12 protein-coding genes and 1 pseudogene are annotated in these 16,467 nt (G+C 70.9%); 5 read left to right on the plus strand and 8 right to left on the minus strand.

Annotated features, from left to right (window positions below):
- The first annotated feature begins 341 nt into the window (after nucleotides 1-341).
- Nucleotides 342-1,010 (plus strand): bifunctional DNA primase/polymerase, encoded by a 669-nt coding sequence (locus ABZ478_RS29770; RefSeq protein WP_359553983.1) that lies wholly within the window; start codon nucleotides 342-344, stop codon nucleotides 1,008-1,010.
- A gap of 141 nt (nucleotides 1,011-1,151) precedes the next feature.
- Here the strand turns inward: ABZ478_RS29770 and ftsY are convergent, their stop codons facing one another.
- A complete protein-coding gene (gene ftsY, locus ABZ478_RS29775; protein ID WP_359553985.1) occupies nucleotides 1,152-2,354 on the minus strand; it encodes a signal recognition particle-docking protein FtsY in 1,203 nt (400 codons plus the stop codon).
- Nucleotides 2,355-2,523: 169 nt separating this feature from the next.
- Between ftsY and ABZ478_RS29780 the strand changes: the two genes are divergently transcribed.
- Together ABZ478_RS29780 and ABZ478_RS29785 are read left to right on the plus strand one after the other, a co-directional pair.
- Nucleotides 2,524-3,996 carry a cytosine permease gene (locus ABZ478_RS29780; protein WP_359553987.1) on the plus strand — a complete coding sequence of 491 codons (1,473 nt, stop codon included), beginning with the start codon at nucleotides 2,524-2,526 and terminating at the stop codon, nucleotides 3,994-3,996.
- A 96-nt stretch (nucleotides 3,997-4,092) separates the two neighbouring features.
- Complete coding sequence (locus tag ABZ478_RS29785) at nucleotides 4,093-5,064, plus strand: LLM class flavin-dependent oxidoreductase (protein ID WP_359553988.1); 972 nt, start codon at nucleotides 4,093-4,095, stop codon at nucleotides 5,062-5,064.
- Nucleotides 5,065-5,207: 143 nt separating this feature from the next.
- Here ABZ478_RS29785 and ABZ478_RS29790 read toward each other — a convergent pair whose 3' ends face one another.
- The 4 genes from ABZ478_RS29790 to ABZ478_RS29805 form a co-directional block, all read right to left on the minus strand.
- Nucleotides 5,208-6,626 (minus strand): sugar porter family MFS transporter, encoded by a 1,419-nt coding sequence (locus ABZ478_RS29790; protein ID WP_359553989.1) that lies wholly within the window; start codon nucleotides 6,624-6,626, stop codon nucleotides 5,208-5,210.
- Between the two features lie 226 nt (nucleotides 6,627-6,852).
- Nucleotides 6,853-10,425 (minus strand): chromosome segregation protein SMC, encoded by a 3,573-nt coding sequence (gene smc / locus ABZ478_RS29795; RefSeq protein WP_359553990.1) that lies wholly within the window; start codon nucleotides 10,423-10,425, stop codon nucleotides 6,853-6,855.
- A gap of 241 nt (nucleotides 10,426-10,666) precedes the next feature.
- Complete coding sequence (locus tag ABZ478_RS29800) at nucleotides 10,667-10,870, minus strand: hypothetical protein (RefSeq protein WP_018544743.1); 204 nt, start codon at nucleotides 10,868-10,870, stop codon at nucleotides 10,667-10,669.
- Between the two features lie 381 nt (nucleotides 10,871-11,251).
- Nucleotides 11,252-11,533, minus strand: coding sequence for an acylphosphatase (locus ABZ478_RS29805; RefSeq protein WP_359553992.1), 282 nt, complete (start codon nucleotides 11,531-11,533; stop codon nucleotides 11,252-11,254).
- A gap of 181 nt (nucleotides 11,534-11,714) precedes the next feature.
- Here ABZ478_RS29805 and ABZ478_RS29810 point away from each other — a divergent pair, with 181 nt between their 5' ends.
- Nucleotides 11,715-12,812, plus strand: a complete 1,098-nt coding sequence (locus ABZ478_RS29810; RefSeq protein ID WP_359553993.1) for a CAP domain-containing protein — start codon at nucleotides 11,715-11,717, stop codon at nucleotides 12,810-12,812.
- A gap of 20 nt (nucleotides 12,813-12,832) precedes the next feature.
- On the opposite strand, the pseudogene ABZ478_RS29815 reads toward ABZ478_RS29810, so the two are convergent.
- The 3 genes and pseudogenes from ABZ478_RS29815 to ABZ478_RS29825 all read right to left on the minus strand — a co-directional run.
- A pseudogene (locus ABZ478_RS29815) lies at nucleotides 12,833-13,077 on the minus strand (tyrosine-type recombinase/integrase); the annotation flags it as partial.
- Between the two features lie 56 nt (nucleotides 13,078-13,133).
- The gene (locus ABZ478_RS29820) at nucleotides 13,134-14,177 is read right to left on the minus strand and encodes a lipase (RefSeq protein ID WP_359553995.1); all 1,044 of its coding nucleotides are present in this window, start codon (nucleotides 14,175-14,177) and stop codon (nucleotides 13,134-13,136) included.
- Between the two features lie 1,084 nt (nucleotides 14,178-15,261).
- Nucleotides 15,262-15,846: a flavodoxin family protein gene (locus tag ABZ478_RS29825; RefSeq protein WP_359553997.1), complete on the minus strand. Its 585-nt coding sequence runs from the start codon at nucleotides 15,844-15,846 to the stop codon at nucleotides 15,262-15,264.
- Nucleotides 15,847-15,972: 126 nt separating this feature from the next.
- Between ABZ478_RS29825 and ABZ478_RS29830 the strand changes: the two genes are divergently transcribed.
- Nucleotides 15,973-16,371 (plus strand): helix-turn-helix domain-containing protein, encoded by a 399-nt coding sequence (locus ABZ478_RS29830; RefSeq protein ID WP_358936831.1) that lies wholly within the window; start codon nucleotides 15,973-15,975, stop codon nucleotides 16,369-16,371.
- The last annotated feature ends 96 nt before the right edge of the window (nucleotides 16,372-16,467 follow it).

Raw genomic sequence — 16,467 nt, forward strand, 5'->3', positions numbered from 1 at the left:
TGCCTCCGGCATACCCGCGAGAGCATGTGCCCCCAGGCCTCACACACTCACAGTAATCCCACGATCACCCGTCCAGCCATGGCGAACCCGGAAACGCCACCATTCGCCACCCCTTCGAATGAACTCACGGTCAGCTCGACGCGATTCACTTGACATAGGACGACTGGACGTCGGCGGGGTGATGCACGCGGGGGCGCACGACCCCCCTCGCGCCACCCATGACGCATCGACGCGCCGCCTCGGCCTCACGGAGCGAGTGGAACCGCAGCCGTAACGTCACGTTCCGCTTCCGTCTCGTTCCGCGTCGTAACCACCGGCGCGCCGGACCCGTTGGAGGGGGCATGGGCTTCACGATCGGCGGCATTCGCGAGATCCGCTCCGGCACGCGCCGGCGCGGCCGTTCGTCGGAGTGCACCACCGTCGCCGAGTTCACCGGTCTGTGGGGCTGGGACGTGGTGCCGGGCGCACGGGCCGCGGCGGGTGTCTGCTCCTGCGGGCACGCCGGCTGCCGGGCACCCGGCGCGCATCCGCTCGGCTTCGCGCCCCCGGTGCCGGCCGGCGCCACGCTCAGCGAGGTGACCCGGGCCTGGGCCCGGTTCCCGGGCGCCTCCGTGATGCTCGCCGTCGGCCGCGCGTTCGACGTCATCGAGGTGGCCGAGCCCGCCGGGCGCCGCGCCCTGGTCCGGCTGGAGCGCATGGGCCTCCCGCTCGGCCCGGTCGCCGCGACCCCCGACGGACGCGCCCACTTCTTCGTCACCCCCGGCGCCGCCGCCGACCTCCCCCAGCTCCTCTACCGCATGGGCTGGGACGACCCGTCGGCGCTGGACCTGCGCGGCCTCGGCCCGGGCACGTTCATCACCGCGCCGCCCTCCGACCGGGGCGGCCTCGGCGCGGTGCGCTGGCTGCGCCCGCCCGCGCTGGACTCGGCGACCCGGCCGCCGGCCGCCCGGCTGCTGCTGGGCACGCTGGCGTACGTGGCCCACCGGTCGCGGGCGCGGGCGGAGGCCTGAGCGTCCTCCGCCGAAGGGTCCTCCGCGCGAGCGCCGTCCGCGCGACCGCCCCGTGGCGGTGTGCCGGAAAGGGAGAAGCGCCCGCCCCCGGTGTTCCGGGGCGGGCGCTTCTTCGATCCGGCGGGTGAGCACACCCCGCCGTCAGTCACCGATGAGCGCATCCACGAACGCCTCCGGCTCGAACGGCGCCAGGTCGTCCGCGCCCTCGCCCAGGCCGATCAGCTTGACCGGGACGCCCAGCTCGCGCTGGACCGCGACCACGATGCCGCCCTTGGCGGTTCCGTCGAGCTTGGTCAGCACGATGCCGGTGATGTTCACGACCTCGGCGAACACGCGGGCCTGCACCAGACCGTTCTGGCCGGTGGTGGCGTCCAGGACGAGCAGCACCTCGTCCAGCGGCGCGTGCTTCTCGACCACGCGCTTGACCTTGCCCAGCTCGTCCATGAGGCCGGTCTTGGTGTGCAGCCGGCCGGCGGTGTCGATGAGGACCACGTCGACCCCCATCTCCTTGCCCTCCTTGACCGCGTCGAAGGCGACGGAGGCGGGGTCACCGGCCTCGGGGCCGCGCACGGTGTAGGCGCCGACGCGCTCGCCCCAGGTCTGGAGCTGGTCGGCGGCGGCGGCCCGGAAGGTGTCGGCGGCGCCCAGCACGACGGTGCGGCCGTCGGCCACGAGCACCCGGGCGAGCTTGCCGGTGGTGGTGGTCTTGCCGGTGCCGTTGACCCCGACGACCATCACGATGCCGGGCTTGCGGTCTTCGGGCTCGGTCCTGACCGAGCGGTCGGCCTCGGTGCCGACCAGCTTGAGCAGCTCCTCGCGCAGCAGGCCGCGCAGCTCCTGCGGGGTGCGGGTGCCCAGCACCTTCACCCGCTCGCGCAGCCGCTCGACCAGCTCCTGGGTGGGCTGCACACCCACGTCGGCGGTGAGCAGCGTGTCCTCGACCTCCTCCCAGGTGTCCTCGTCGAGGTGCTCGCGGGACAGCAGCGTGAGCAGGCCCTTGCCCAGGGCGTTCTGCGAGCGAGAGAGACGGGTGCGCAGGCGGACCAGCCGCCCCGCGGTGGGCTCCGGGATCTCGATCTCGGGAGCCTCGACGGTGGGCGGCTCCTCGACGACGACCGGTGCGGGGCCGCCGGGAAGATCCACCTCCTCGATCGTCCGGCGCGGTTCGTCGCGCGGCGTCTCGGCCTCTTCGCCGACGTGCGGCTCGGCCGGGGGCGCGGTGATGTCGGGCGTCCTGGGCGGCGGCGGGGGCAGTGGCTTGCGGCGCCGGCTGCCGACGATGAGCCCGCCGAGCGCGCCGAGGACGACCACGGCGATGACTACAGCAAGGATGATGGTTTCCATAACGCGTCCAGTATCGGCCATGGGTGCGTCGCCGCCGGGTTCGTGGCTTCCTCCGAGAGACAAAAGCCACTGGAAGGCATGAGTCGGATCAAAGTACGATGGTATTGACTCCGTCCACGCGCGTAGAGTCCCCGTCGTCCCGTCCCCCCACACCGAGGCACTCTCTTTCATGAGCAAGACAGCCGAGGCCGAAGGCGCTCTCGAGACCCGTGGCATCGAGCAGGTACCCGACCACGAGCGGACCGCGAGAACCCGCGAACTGTTCCCGACCTGGGTCGGCGCCAACATCAGCGTGCTGCTGCTCACCATGGGCGCGAGCCTGGTGGTGGCGTACGGCCTGAACATCTGGCAGGCCCTCGTCGTCGCGGCAGCCGCGCCGGTCGTGGCGTACGGGCTGGTCGGCCTCATCGGCATCGCCGGCAAGCGGGGCGGCGCCCCGGGCATGGCGCTGTCGCGCGCGGTGTTCGGCCAGCGCGGCAATCTGCTGCCCGGTTCGCTGATCTGGGTCGCCCGCTGGGGCTGGGAGACGATCAACGCGGTGACCGGCGCCTACGCGATGCTCACCATCCTGGACATCGTGTTCGGCATCCGGGCGAACAGCGTGCTGGACATGGTGACGCTGCTGGTCTTCGTCGTCGCGACCTTCGCGATCTCCGGTCTCGGCATCAACGCCGTGCAGAAGTGCAACAAGTACGCGACCTATGTGTTCGGCGTCTTCTCCGTGCTGGTCCTGGGCTACCTGGCCGTGAACACGGACTGGTCGAAGGTGATGCACCACGGCGCCGGCTCCACGGCCGCCGTGATCACCGGCATCGGGATGATCGCGGCGGGCGGGGTCAGCTGGATCCCGTCCGCGCCGGACTTCACCCGCTACCTGCCGCGCACCGCGTCGTCGAAGGCGATCGTGGGCACGGCGGTGGGCGGCGCCGGGATCGTCGTACTGCCGATGGTGCTGATGGGCGCGGTCATGGCCGTCTCGACGCCCGACCTGGCCTCGGCGGCGGACCCGGTCTCCTTCCTGGGCGAGATCCTGCCGACGTGGATCGCGGTGCCGTACCTGCTCATCGCGCTGATCGGCATGCTGCTGATCAACTCCATGTCGATGTACTCGGCGGGCTTCACCGCGCAGACCCTGGGCTTCAAGGTGCCGCGCCACTGGGCGGTGTCGGTGAACGCCGTGATCTCGCTCGTCCTCGGCGGGGTGCTGATGCTGGTGGCGACGAGCTTCATGGGCTCGTTCATCGCCTTCCTCTCCCTGCTGGCGGTCGCCTTCTCGGCCTGGGTCGGCGTGTTCGGCGCGGACATGCTGCGGCGCACGGAGTACGACGGCCGGGCCATGGCCGACACCACGCGCACCAGCGCCTACTGGTACCGGGGCGGCTTCTCCCCCGCCGCGGTGGCGGCCTGGGCGGTCGGTCTGGTCGCGGGCCTGCTGTTCACCACCTCGGACTGGTTCACCGGCCCGCTGGCGAAGAACAACGTCATCGGCGAGTACGGCCTCGGCTGGGTCGCCACGGTCGTGATCTCCGGGCTGCTGTACACGGCCCTGCCGAAGCCGGCGGTGGCGCCCCCGGCGGAGGCCGGCGAACCCGCCGCCGGATCCGGCGAGCCCGCCGAGGAGCCCGCGACCGCCGGCGTCTGACCGGGCCCGCCCCGCCGGGCCGCGTCGACGGCCGTCCGGTGTATCGCGTCAGTTGGCGTCCCCCTGCACACCCACCCGGTGAAGGGGGACGCTGTCATGCCCGTCACGGTCGTCCGTTTCGACCTGGCCGAGCCCGGCGCCACCCCCGCGTCCCTCTCCGCGCGCTACCGGGCCGCGCTGGAGATGGCCGCGTACGCCGACGAGCACGGGGTCACCACCGTGCAGACCGAGGAGCACCACGGCGCCGACGACAACTGGCTGCCGTCGCCGTTCACCTTCGCGGGCGCGGTGCTCGGGGCCACCCGCCGGATCGCGGTGACGGTGGCGGCGGCGATCGGCCCGTTGCACGATCCGCTGCGGCTGGCCGAGGAGATCGCCGTGCTGGACCTGCTCAGCGGCGGGCGGCTGGTGACGGTGGCCGGCATCGGGTACCGGCCCGAGGAGTACGCCCTGTTCGGGGTGGACTGGCGGTGGCGCGGCCGGCTGCAGGACGAGCTGCTGGAGACCCTGCTGAAGGCATGGACCGGCGAGGAGTTCGGCTACCGCGGCCGTACGGTACGGCTCACCCCGCGCCCGTACACCGAACCGCACCCGCCACTGCTGGTCGGCGGTGCCTCCCGGGCCGCCGCCCGCCGGGCCGCCCGGCTGGGCCTGCCGTTCTTTCCCAGCGCGCACCTGCCGGAACTGGCGGCCTACTACGAGGAGCGGCTCACCGAGTACGGCACCGAGGGCTGGACCATGATGCCCGCCGCGGAGAACCCGCTGCTGCACCTCGCCGAGGATCCGGACCGGGTCTGGGCCGAGTACGGCGAGCACTTCCTGCACGAGGCGCGGACGTACGCCTCCTGGCAGTCCGGCGGGAACCGCTCGGCGGTACGGTCGGCGGCCACGACGGTCCGCGAGCTGCGCGCTGAGGGCGTGTACCGGGTTCTCACCCCCGAGCAGTGCGTGAGCCTGGGCCTGGCCGGCCTCGTGCTGCATCCGCTGGTGGGCGGGATGCCGCCGGCGGAGGGCTGGCGGAGCCTGCGGCTGTTCGCGGAGCGGGTGGTCCCGGCGCTGGACGGCTGATCCCGTCGAGGCCGGCCGCCGGCGGGCCGGCGCGCGCAGCGAAGAGCCGCCCCCGCCCGGGCAGTGACCGAGCGGGGGCGGCGGGGGTTCGAGGAGAGGGGCAGCGGGGACTTGGCCCTTCTCCTCGGGTCTCGGCGGGGCGGTTACCCCATCTCCTCCAGCGTCTTGCCCTTCGTCTCCTTGACGAACTTCAGGACGAACGGGATGGAGAGCGCGGCGAAGAACGTGTAGATCACGTACGTGCCGGACAGGTTCCAGTCGGCCAGCGACGGGAAGCTCGCGGTGATCGCCCAGTTGGCGATCCACTGGGCGGCGGCGGCCACGCCCAGCGCGGCGGCACGGATCCGGTTCGGGAACATCTCGCCGAGCATGACCCAGACGACCACGCCCCAGGACAGGGCGAAGAAGAGCACGAACACGTGGGCGGCGACCAGGGCGACCCAGCCCTGGGTGGCGGGCAGCTTGCCGTCGACGAGGTCGTACGAGAACGCCCAGGCCTCCAGCGCCAGGCCCACGGCCATGCCGACGGAGCCGATGAGGGCGAGCGGCTTGCGGCCGATGCGGTCCACGAAGATCATCGCGATCACGGTGCCGACGATGTTGATGATCGACGTCGTGAAGGAGTAGAAGAACGAGTCCGTCGGGTCGACGCCGACCGACTGCCACAGCGTCGAGGAGTAGTAGAACGCGACGTTGATGCCGACGAACTGCTGGAACACCGACAGGCCGATACCGACCCAGACGATCGGCTTGAAGAAGAAGCCCCCACCGAGCAGGTCCTTGAAGGTGGACCTGTCCTCGCTCTTCATCGCGTGCTCGATCTCGGCGACGCGGGCGTCCAGGTCCACGTCCTTGCCCTCGACCTCGGCGAGGATCGCGCGGGCGCGGTCACGCTTGCCGACGGAGAGCAGGAAGCGCGGGGACTCGGGGATCGCGAAGGAGAGAAGACCGTACAGGGCGGCCGGGACGACCATGACGCCGAGCATGACCTGCCAGGCCTCGAGGCCCATCAGCGTGCCGCGCTGGTCGCCGCCGGCGGCGTTCAGCAGACCCCAATTGACCAGCTGGGAGATGGCGATGCCGACGACGATCGCGGCCTGCTGGAAGGAGCCGAGCCGGCCGCGGTAGGCGGGCGGGGCGACCTCGGCGATGTAGGCCGGGCCGATGACGGAGGCCATGCCGATGGCGAAGCCGCCGACGATGCGCCAGAAGGCGAGGTCCCACAGCGCGAAGGGCAGCGCGGAGCCGACGGCGCTGACCGTGAACAGCGCGGCGGCGATCTGCATGCAGCGGATGCGGCCGATCCGGTCGGCTATCCGGCCGGCGGTCGCGGCACCGATGGCACAGCCGATCAGGGCGATGGCGATGACCTGCGCCAGAGCCGCGGAGCCGATGTCGTAGCGGTCCCGGATCGCCTCGACGGCGCCGTTGATCACGGAGCTGTCGTAGCCGAACAGGAAACCGCCCATGGCGGCCGCCGCCGCGATGAAGATGACGTGCCCGAGATGGTCGGGGTGAGCCGTCCCGGCTCGTGGCTTGGGTGCCTGCGCTGTGCTGGTCACGAATAACTCCTCGGGCCACGGCAACGCTGCCGCGTGGGGGTGAGCCCTTACAGGTGTCCCGTGGCGCCGCGTTCACACCACTTAGACCTGAAGGTAAAAGCAACGTTGCAGAGACTATGCCTTCAAGTTTCGAAGTCAATAGTTGTGTGGCTATGAGTTTTAAGACGCGCCGAACCGCCCTGTGTTCAAAAAGTGAACACGCAGTGAGTTGATCTTCGAACGGGGATCAGCGGAGACGCTGCGAGATGACCTTCGACACTCCGTCACCCTGCATGGAGACGCCGTAGAGCGCGTCGGCGACCTCCATCGTGCGCTTCTGGTGTGTGATCACGATGAGCTGCGAGCTCTCCTGAAGCTCCTGCATGATCCGGATCAGCCGCTGGAGGTTGGTGTCGTCCAGGGCCGCCTCGACCTCGTCCATGACGTAGAACGGGCTGGGCCGGGCCTTGAAGATCGACACCAGCAGCGCCACGGCGGTCAGCGAGCGCTCGCCGCCCGAGAGCAGGGACAGCCGCTTGACCTTCTTGCCCGGCGGACGCGCCTCGACGTCCACGCCGGTGGTGAGCATGTTGTCCGGGTCGGTCAGCACCAGGCGTCCCTCGCCGCCGGGGAAGAGCCGGCCGAACACGCCCTCGAACTCCCGGGCGGTGTCCCGGTAGGCCTCGGTGAAGACCTGCTCGACGCGCTCGTCCACCTCCTTCACCACCTGAAGGAGGTCGGCGCGGGTCTTCTTCAGGTCCTCGAGCTGCTCGCTGAGGAACTTGTGCCGCTCCTCCAGCGCCGCGAACTCCTCCAGCGCCAGCGGGTTGACCTTGCCGAGCTGCTGGTAGGCGCGCTCGGCGGCCTTGAGCCGCTTCTCCTGCTCGGCCCGCGCGAACGGCCGGGGCCGGTTGCGCGGGTGCTCCGGATCCTCGGGCAGCTCCTCGCCGGCGGCGGGCAGCGAGGGCGGCACGAGCTGGTGCGGGCCGTACTCCGCGACCAGACCCGCCGGCTCGACGCCCAGCTCCTCCAGCGCCTTCGTCTCCAGCTGCTCGATCCGCAGCCGCTTCTCGGCGCCGAGCACCTCGCCCCGGTGCACCGAGTCCGTCAGCTTGTCGAGCTCCGACTTCAGTTCCCGGCCCGCGTTCCGGGCGGCGGTCAGCTCCTCCTCGCGCCGGGCCTTCGCGGCCTCGGCCGCGGCCCGCTCCTCCCCCGCCCGCCCGAGAGACACCTCGACGTGCGCGAGCAGTTGCCGGGCGCCGGAGGCGACGGCCTCCGCGACGGCTGCCTCGTGCCTGAGCCGGGCCCGCCGCTGCTCCGCACGCGCGCGTGCCTCGCGCTCCGCGCGGGCCGCCCGGTCCAGCGAGTCGGCGCGTCCCGCGAGTCCCTTGACCCGTTCCTCGTGCGTACGGACCTGGAGGCGGGCCTCCATCTCGGTCTGCCGCGCGTTGGCGCCGTCGGCGGCGAGCCGGTCCCGCACCGAGGCGTCCGGCTCCTCGTCGACCGGCATCTCCTCGGCGACGGCGAGCCGTTCGGCCAGCTCCTCGGCCTCCTGTACGGCCCTGTCCAGCGCCTCCTGGGCGCGTGCCGCGGCCGCGGCCGACCGCTCGGCCTCACCCGCCGCGCCCCGCGCCTGTCCCGCGAGCCGCCCGAGCTGCTGGGCCACGGCCGACTTCTCCCGGTCGGCGGCCCGGCGCCGCTCCCCCAACTCCTCCAGGAGCGCGGCGGCCCGGGTGCGCCGCCCGGCCGCCGTGTGCTGGGCCTCGGTCAGCTCCTCGCAGCGGACGGCCAGCACCTCCAGCTCGGCGGCCGCCTCGTCCACGGAGGCCTGCACCTCCAGCAGGCTGGGCGCGCCGGCCGAGCCACCGTGCGCGAAGTGCGCGCCGAGCAGGTCGCCCTCGGCGGTGACGGCGGTCAGCCCGGGGTGCGCGTGCACCAGGTCCTCGGCGTCCTCCAGCGTGCCGACGACCACGATCCGGCGCAGCAACCGCCGCACGGCGGGCATCAGCTCGGCGGGGCCCCGCACCAGGTCGGCGGCGAGGAGGGCGCCGCCGGGGAGCCCGCCGCCGGGGGCGTCCGGGCCGTCGCCGACGACGTTCCGGCTGCCGGTCAGGAGCAGGGCCGCCCGTCCTCCGTCCTGTTTGCGCAGGAGGCGGATCGCTTCGGCCGCCGAGGCCGTGGACGTCACGGCTACAGCGTCGGCCGCGGCGCCGAAGGCCGCGGCCAGCGCGACCTCGTGGCCGGGGGTCACGGTCAGCAGTTCCGCCGCCGGGCCCAGAACTCCGGTGAGGCGGTCCCGGGCGCCCAGGAGTACGCCGGTGCCGTCCTTGCGCCTCAGGCCCAGCGCCAGTGCCTCGTGCCGGGCCCGGGTCGCGGCGCGCCGGCGTTCGGCGGCGGTGGCCGCCTCGCGGGCCTCGGTCAGCGCGGACTCGGCCTCGGCGAGCGCCCGCTTCGCCGTCTCGTGCCGCTCGGCGAGGTCGGCGTCGTCGGCGTCGAGACCGTCGACCTCGGCCTTCAGGGCCTCGTACTCCTCCTGGGCGTGGACCGCGCGCTCCTGGGCCTCGTCGCGGCCGGCGGCCAGCCGGTCGATCTCGGCCTGGGCGGAGGCGGCGCGCGAGCGGGCCGCGTTGACCTGACCGGAGAGGCGGGCGAGTCCCTCGCGGCGGTCGGCGATGGCGCGAGCGACGTCCTTCAGTCGGCGTTCCTCGACACCGAGTTCGCGCTCCAGCTCGGCGCGATGGGCGACGGTGTCGTCCAGGGCCCGCTGGGCGGCCTCCAGAGCCGCCTCCAGCTCGGCCTCCTGCTCACGGATGCGGGCGGCCTCGCGCTCCATGTCCTCGGGGTCGCGGCCGCGCCGCTCCTCGGGGGGCACGGAGGTGGCGCTCTTCACGCGGGCGTCGGCCAGCGAGACGGTGCCGCGGACCCGCTCGGCCAGCTGGGACAGCTCGTACCAGGTCTGCTGGGCGCGCTGGAGGCGCGGTGTGAGCCGCCGTACCTCGTCCTCCAGCAGGGCCTCGCGCTGGAGCGCCTTCCGCAGCTCCCGCTCCGCGGTCTCCTTGCGCTCCTTCAGGGCCGCCTCGTCGGCGATCTCGGACTTCAGTGCCTCGCGCAGACGTACGAGGTCGTCGGCGAGGAGGCGCAGCCGGGCGTCGCGGAGGTCGGCCTGGATGACGGCGGCGCGGCGGGCCACCGCCGCCTGCCGGCCGAGCGGCTTGAGCTGGCGGCGCAGTTCGTCGGTGAGGTCCTGCACGCGCGCGAGGTTGGCCTGCATCGCGTCGAGCTTCCGCAGCGCCTTCTCCTTGCGCTTGCGGTGCTTGAGGACGCCCGCTGCCTCCTCGATGAACGCCCTGCGGCCGGTGGGGTCCGCGTGCAGGACGGAGTCGAGCCGGCCCTGGCCGACGATGACGTGCATCTCGCGGCCGATGCCGGAGTCGGAGAGGAGGTCCTGGATGTCCAGCAGCCGGCAGGTGTCGCCGTTGATCTGGTACTCGCTGCCGCCGTTGCGGAACATGATCCGCGTGATGGTGACCTCGGCGTACTCGATGGGCAGGGCGCCGTCGGAGTTGTCGATGGTCAGGGACACCTCGGCGCGGCCCAGCGGTGGGCGGCCGGTGGTGCCGGCGAAGATGACGTCCTCCATCTTGCCGCCGCGCAGCGACTTGGCGCCCTGCTCGCCCATGACCCAGCTCAGCGCGTCCACGACATTGGACTTGCCCGACCCGTTCGGACCGACGACACACGTGATCCCCGGTTCGAACCGAAGCGTGGTCGCCGAGGCGAACGACTTGAACCCGCGGAGAGTCAGGGCCTTGAGGTGCACGCCGCTGGACTCTACCCGGCGCCGCTATCTCACTCCACGGACACTCGCAACCGCACGGTTTCGCCATTGAACACGCAGGGCAAACCAAACGTTAAAGAGGGTGAAAGGATGCACGGGGGAAGAAAGAAGGGACGCCGAAGCGTCCCTTGCAACTCTGGCGACCGGGTCGCGGTTGCCTACAACTAGTGCGGTTGGTGGGCACCCCGACCGCTGCGGTTGCTGTCGTGGAGCGATGCAGCGATCAGGTGAGCGCAGGCTCCGCCTGGTGTGCGTCGATGCTCTCCATGATCCTGTCCTGAGAAGCGGCAGCCGCCAGCGCGTCGTTCTCCGCCTGGATCCGTACGAGCTCGGACTCCAGGTCCTGTACACGCTGCTGAAGCCGTCGCATCTCGGCGAGGAGTCGAGGGTCGGAGCCGCCGACGTAACCGAGAAGCGCCTTTGCCATGATGGATGGTCCTCCACAATGAGTGACCGACCGATGCGGTGTGGGTCGTGAGGGATTCGCACCCGCGGTGCTTGACACACTCGAGTGTTGCTCTGCGTTCCTACATGCCAAACAGCTAAGGTGCGCGGGGCTTTCAGCGTCTCACCAAAAAGTTTGACGGTCAACACGATCACGCCCCGTATTGGCGGGCGAACCCGGGGCGCGCGGTCACCGGACGGTGGCGCTGCGTCTCCTGCGGGGCCCTCGGGGCGTGGCGATCAGCTGTACCAGCGGAGCCTGCCATGTGGCGCCCGCCTTGGCAACCACCAGCCCATTTCTGCTGCGGGCATATGCCGGGGGCAGGTAACCGCAGGGTGACCCGGGCGGCTTCACAGAATCGGTTCAGCGGATGGCGAAGCCGTCGTAGCCGCCGCGGGGTGTGTCCCAGATCTCGGTGACACCGTCGACGCGTCCGGGCGTGTCGCCGTCCTGGAGCCAGTCCAGCAGACCCTCACAGCCGTTCCGCGGCCCCTCGGCGACGACCTGGACCCGGCCGTCGCCCAAATTGAGAGCAAAACCACTCAGGCCGCCGATCTCCAGCGCCTTGGCCCGCGTGAACCAGCGGAAACCCACACCTTGGACGCGTCCCCGCACCCAGGCGACCAGTCGAACATCCTCGCTCATGGGGGCAACCTAACCGGCCAATGTCACTCGGGACACACCCCGCCCCAGTGGTTTGCGGTACGGTCCGAACCCAATGAATCTCATATGAAACTCACTCGTTCGAGTGAGTGGAGTCGGTCATACGGAGTCGCTCACCATCGTGACGCCGGGTCGGCCGCGAGACGAGGAAGAGGGCAAGGGCATGGGACGCCACCGACGCTCCGCCGCCGGCCGCGCCGCCACCGGCCGGGCCACGGGGGTCACGCAGACGCACCACTCGGCCACGGGCGGCGAGAACCCGCGGGATCCCTACGCGGGCGACCACGCGCCCATGGGCATCGCGCCGTACCTGCACCCGGAGGCGTACGCCGACACCACCGCGCGAAGCACCGCCTACCTGTACTCGGTGGGCGACGAGCCCGCGCAGGCGCCCGGCGACGACGGCTTCACCCCGGCCGGCGGCCCGTCCCACGGCGGCCGGCGCAGGAAGAAGGCCGCGACCCCGGTGCGCAACGGGCTGCTCGGCGTCTCCGCCGCCGTCGCCCTCGGCACCTTGGCGGTGGCCACCGGTGCGGTGCCCGGTCTGGAGAACTACCAGCTCGGCGGCAAGACGAACGCCACGGGCGGCGACCGGGTGCAGGCGGCGGACTCCCCCAGCAACACCGCGTCCGAGCAGGGCGGCAACTCGGGCAGCGCGGACAGCCGCGGCGGCGGCCCGGCCGCGAGCCGCGACAGCGGGCGGGCGGCCTCTCCGGCCCCCACCGGCTCCGCGTCCGCGTCCGCCTCGGCCTCCCCCACCCCGACGAAGGCGCCGTCGAAGAAGCACTCGCCCACGGCGAAGGCCCCCGAGCGCAAGAGCACTCCGTCGCACACGGCGACCAAGGCCCCGAAGCGGACTTCCGCACCGGTGACGGTGTCGACGCAGGCCGCCGTCGAGGCGGAGGTGCTCAAGCTGGTCAACGAGGAGCGGGCCAGGGTCGGGTGCAGCGCGCTCTCCGCGAACTCCTCACTGACCGCGCTGGCCGAGGCCTTCAGCGACGACATGGCGGCACGGGGCTTCTTCGACCACACCGACCCCGACGGGGCCACCCCCTGGGACCGGGCCGCCAAGGCGGGCATAACCGACCTCGGCGGCGAGAACATAGCCCGCGGCCAGACGGACGCGGCGGCCGTGATGGAAGCCTGGATGAACAGCCCCGGCCACCGCGCCAACATACTGAACTGCGACTTCAAGACCCTCGGGGTCGGCGTGCACCTGGGCTCGGGCGGCCCGTGGTGGACGCAGGACTTCGGCTATTGAGATAACCGCAGGTCAACGCCCTAAGAGGTCTCCTGGGCCATCTCAGGGCCGTCATCGGTAGCCGAGCCGTCCCCGAAGACCGCATCGACGGCGGCCCGCGTCCGGGTCGCGCTGGTCGGCATCAGGTGGGTGTAGGTCCGCAGAGTGAAACCGGGGTCGTGGTGGCCCAGGTACTCGCTCAGGCCTTGATGCTCTCCCCCGCGTCCAGGAGGACCGACGCGTAGAAGTGCCGTAGCGCGTGCATGCCGTTGTCCCGCCCCGAAGTCACACCGGCAGCGCGGAGGGCAGCCCACGTCCTCGTCTATTGCTTCCTCCTGTGTCCTAGTTGATGCGGGTGACGTCGGGGAGGTGGGGTGTGGGGTTGTCGAGTAGGGGGCGCCGCCGGTGTTTCAGAGACTGGTCGAAGAAGGCGGTGAGGTAGGCGCGGCGGGCGCCGGTGAAGCTGGCCGGGTCGATGTCTCCGACCATGGCCGCCACGACAGTGGGCGGTGGGGTACCAAAGTGGGCGGCGAGCGCTGGGACGAGTACCTGGAAATCGCTGTAGGACTGGTGACGTGCCCGGGCGGTCCACAAGTCGCGTTTCCAGCTGTAGGAGTTCTTCCACAGAGCCTGCCAGGCGGGTACGTGAGTGTGTGTGAAGGGGAGCTCAGGCGTGTATGAGCTACCCGCCAGGAGGAAGGGTTGCCGCAGCCCTGTATGTGTGACAGGCGCGAACAGTGCCGGGTCGTCCGGGCCATAGCCGAGAGGGCCCTCAAGGACCGCACCGGCGCTGATGCCCCGGTCCAGGCGCATTACCTCGGCTGCGGCCGTGCCGCCCAGGGAATGCCCGAAGACTCCGACGGACCCGAGGTCGAGCGCGGCTCCGAGTCCGGCCGGGAGGGTGCGGTCGTCGGAGTTGGGGATGCCACCCCGAGCGAGTAGACGCAACTGGTCCAGCACGAAGCGCAGGTCGGCCACACGGCAGTCCACCGCGGCCTTCATGACCTGGGGTGACAGCTCGCCAGCCAGAGCGAGGGCCGGGGTGATGACACGGCCGTCGGGGAACTCGACAGCGAGCGATTCGTAGGTGTGGTCGACGGCCACGACGGCATACCCGTGACTGGCCAGTTCGGCGGCGACGCTGGTGTCGAGGAAGCGCGGGTTGAGCCGACCGGGCGTGTAGAGCACAACGGGCAGCCGCCTGGCCGCGTGCGCCACCGGGGCGCCGATGGTCGTATGCGTACCGATGTCGGCCCAGTCGACGGAGCCGGCGGGGATACCGAGGGATCCCGCGAAGGTATCGAAGGCCGGGCCAAGTCCGGGCGTGGCGTAGGGCGTTGCCGGTGCCTCGGTGTCTCGGCGCGCGGGATACCAGACAGTGATCATGAGTTCCCGTGGCTGGGAGCCGTCCTCAACCCATGGGTCACTCCGCCGAGGGTCGACAAGGTACAGGTCGACCGTGCTGACCGGATGCGGTCCGGTGGGGGCGGGCAGGGCGCAGCGGAAGAGGTCGCCACTCGGGCTTGTCGCGGCGCGCGCGGAGGAGGGTAGCGCGAGAGTGGCAACCGTGGCCGTGAGACCGCCGAGGATTAAGCGGCGGGAAACGGGCCGACCTATTGAGTCTGCAGAAGTTGAGATCATGACTCGATCATGGCAGAGACAATCATCCGTGCTCCCGACTACCCGATGGGCGGCAGTGCGCGGCGGCTGAAATCAGGCTTCCTCAACCAAGATCACCTGTGCAGAACCTAGCTAGCTGGTCCCGGCGTGCCACAGTCGTGCCACATGGTGCGGTCAACCACGGTCAACGGCGGCTCACCACGGTCGAGATGCGTCGATGAGCCGGGCTGGCTCCACAGCCGGAGTGACCCGTGCATCACTGCCGCCGATCACACCCGCCCTCCTGAAGCGGTAGTCCACGCCTGGCGGGTGAGAGCATCTGTGGATGGCAGACGCACAGCTAACCCCAGGGTGGACCCTCCAGCAGATCCGCGACGTATCCGGGGACCAAGAGGCTGTCGCGCTAGATCCAAACCGGGCGGTGAAGTGGGTGGCCGGCGCCGGAGCTCCGGAAAGGCTGCACCCAGAGATCATTCTCGGGTTCCACAGCCTGTGCCTCGTGAAGCCCGTTCATGACGACGACTGGTACATGGGAAGCCTGTACGACGACGGCAGCATCGACTGTTGGTCGGCCTACGACGATCTGTACGAGGCACTACGCGGTCTGTAGCAGCGGGCGGGCTGGGCACCAGGCGCCATGGCTCATGACGGAGCCGGGCCGTCTCTGGGCCGTCGGAGGGCGCTCAGCGACGACCAACGCTGACAACCACCGACAGCTAGGTCGCAGGTCGCAGCGTTGATCGATTACAGGGCCGCAGGTCAGAGGACCGGCCCTTCACTTCTTCGGCTACTGAGCCCGCTCCCCGCACGACCGGTCCCGCGTCGGGCGCGCCGACCGCCTTCCGCTCGCTCAGGCCGCCGCGCGGCCGCGGGTCAGGACGCGGGCCGTCTCGGTGACCCGGCGGCCCAGGTGTTCCGCCGTGGCGATGTCCGCCTTGTGCACGGCGTCCGGACCCTCGTCCACGTTGGTCTGGGCGGCCGCGCCCGCGAAGACGCCGAGGCGGTTGAGGTCGTGCTCGGAGCCCTCACTGCTGTTCCAGCCCGGGTGCAGGCCGAGGTTGACCCAGTGCATGCCGTGCTGCCCGGCGAGGATCTGGAAGAACTGCAGCGTGTGCAGCTTGTCGCCGCTCTTGGAACCGGAGTTGGTGAAGCCGGCCGCGAGCTTGTCCTTCCAGTCCTGCCCGAACCAGCGCTTGGAGGACGCCTCGGCGAAGACGTGGAAGGCGCCGGAGGCGGTGCCCATGTAGGTGGGCGAGCCGAAGACGATCGCGTCGGAGCGGTCCAGCGTCTCCCACTGTTCGTCGGTGATCTCGTCGACCTTGATCAGGTGAACCTCCGCACCCGCATCCGCGGCACCGGCGCGGACGGCCTCGGCGAGCACGGCGGTGTGGCCGTAGCCGGAGTGGTAAGCGATCGAGACAACAGGTGTGGTCATGGCGAACTCCTCGGAAATGCCGAAACTGCCGCGACGGGACAGCTCAATAACGATGACGAAAGGAAAGCACTAACTTCTAGTTAGTGCAACCTGGTGGTGAGCGCTGTGTGCGCGTACGCTTGTGGTATGAGCACAGACCAGCAGCCCGTCATCGAGGACGACCTCGCGTTCAACGTGTTCGCCAAGGCGTGCCCCTCGCGCGGCACGCTCGAGCACGTCACGGGCCGCTGGGGCGGACTGACGCTGGGCGCGCTCCAGGAGGGCCCGCTGCGCTTCAACGAGCTGCGCCGCCGGGTCGACGGCGTGAGCGAGAAGATGCTGTCCCAGACGCTGCACGCGCTGGAGCGCGACGGTCTGGTGCACCGCGAGGCCCAGCCGACCAATCCGCCGCGCGTGGACTACGAACTGACCCCGCTCGGCCACCAGGTCGCGGAGCGGCTGCTCGCCCTCATCCACTGTGTGGAGGGCGCGATGGACGACGTGCTCGCCTCCCGCGCGGCCTACGACGCCCGGCAGCCGTCCTAGACCCAATACCGGTGACTTTGTTGGGGCCTGGTCGTTGGATGGGTTGTGCCAAGGCCGGGTCAGGTGAAGTCGTCGGAGGTTGGTCGGTTCTCGGAT

This window comes from Streptomyces sp. NPDC005706, from assembly GCF_040631045.1.
Taxonomy (GTDB): Bacteria; Actinomycetota; Actinomycetes; order Streptomycetales; family Streptomycetaceae; genus Streptomyces.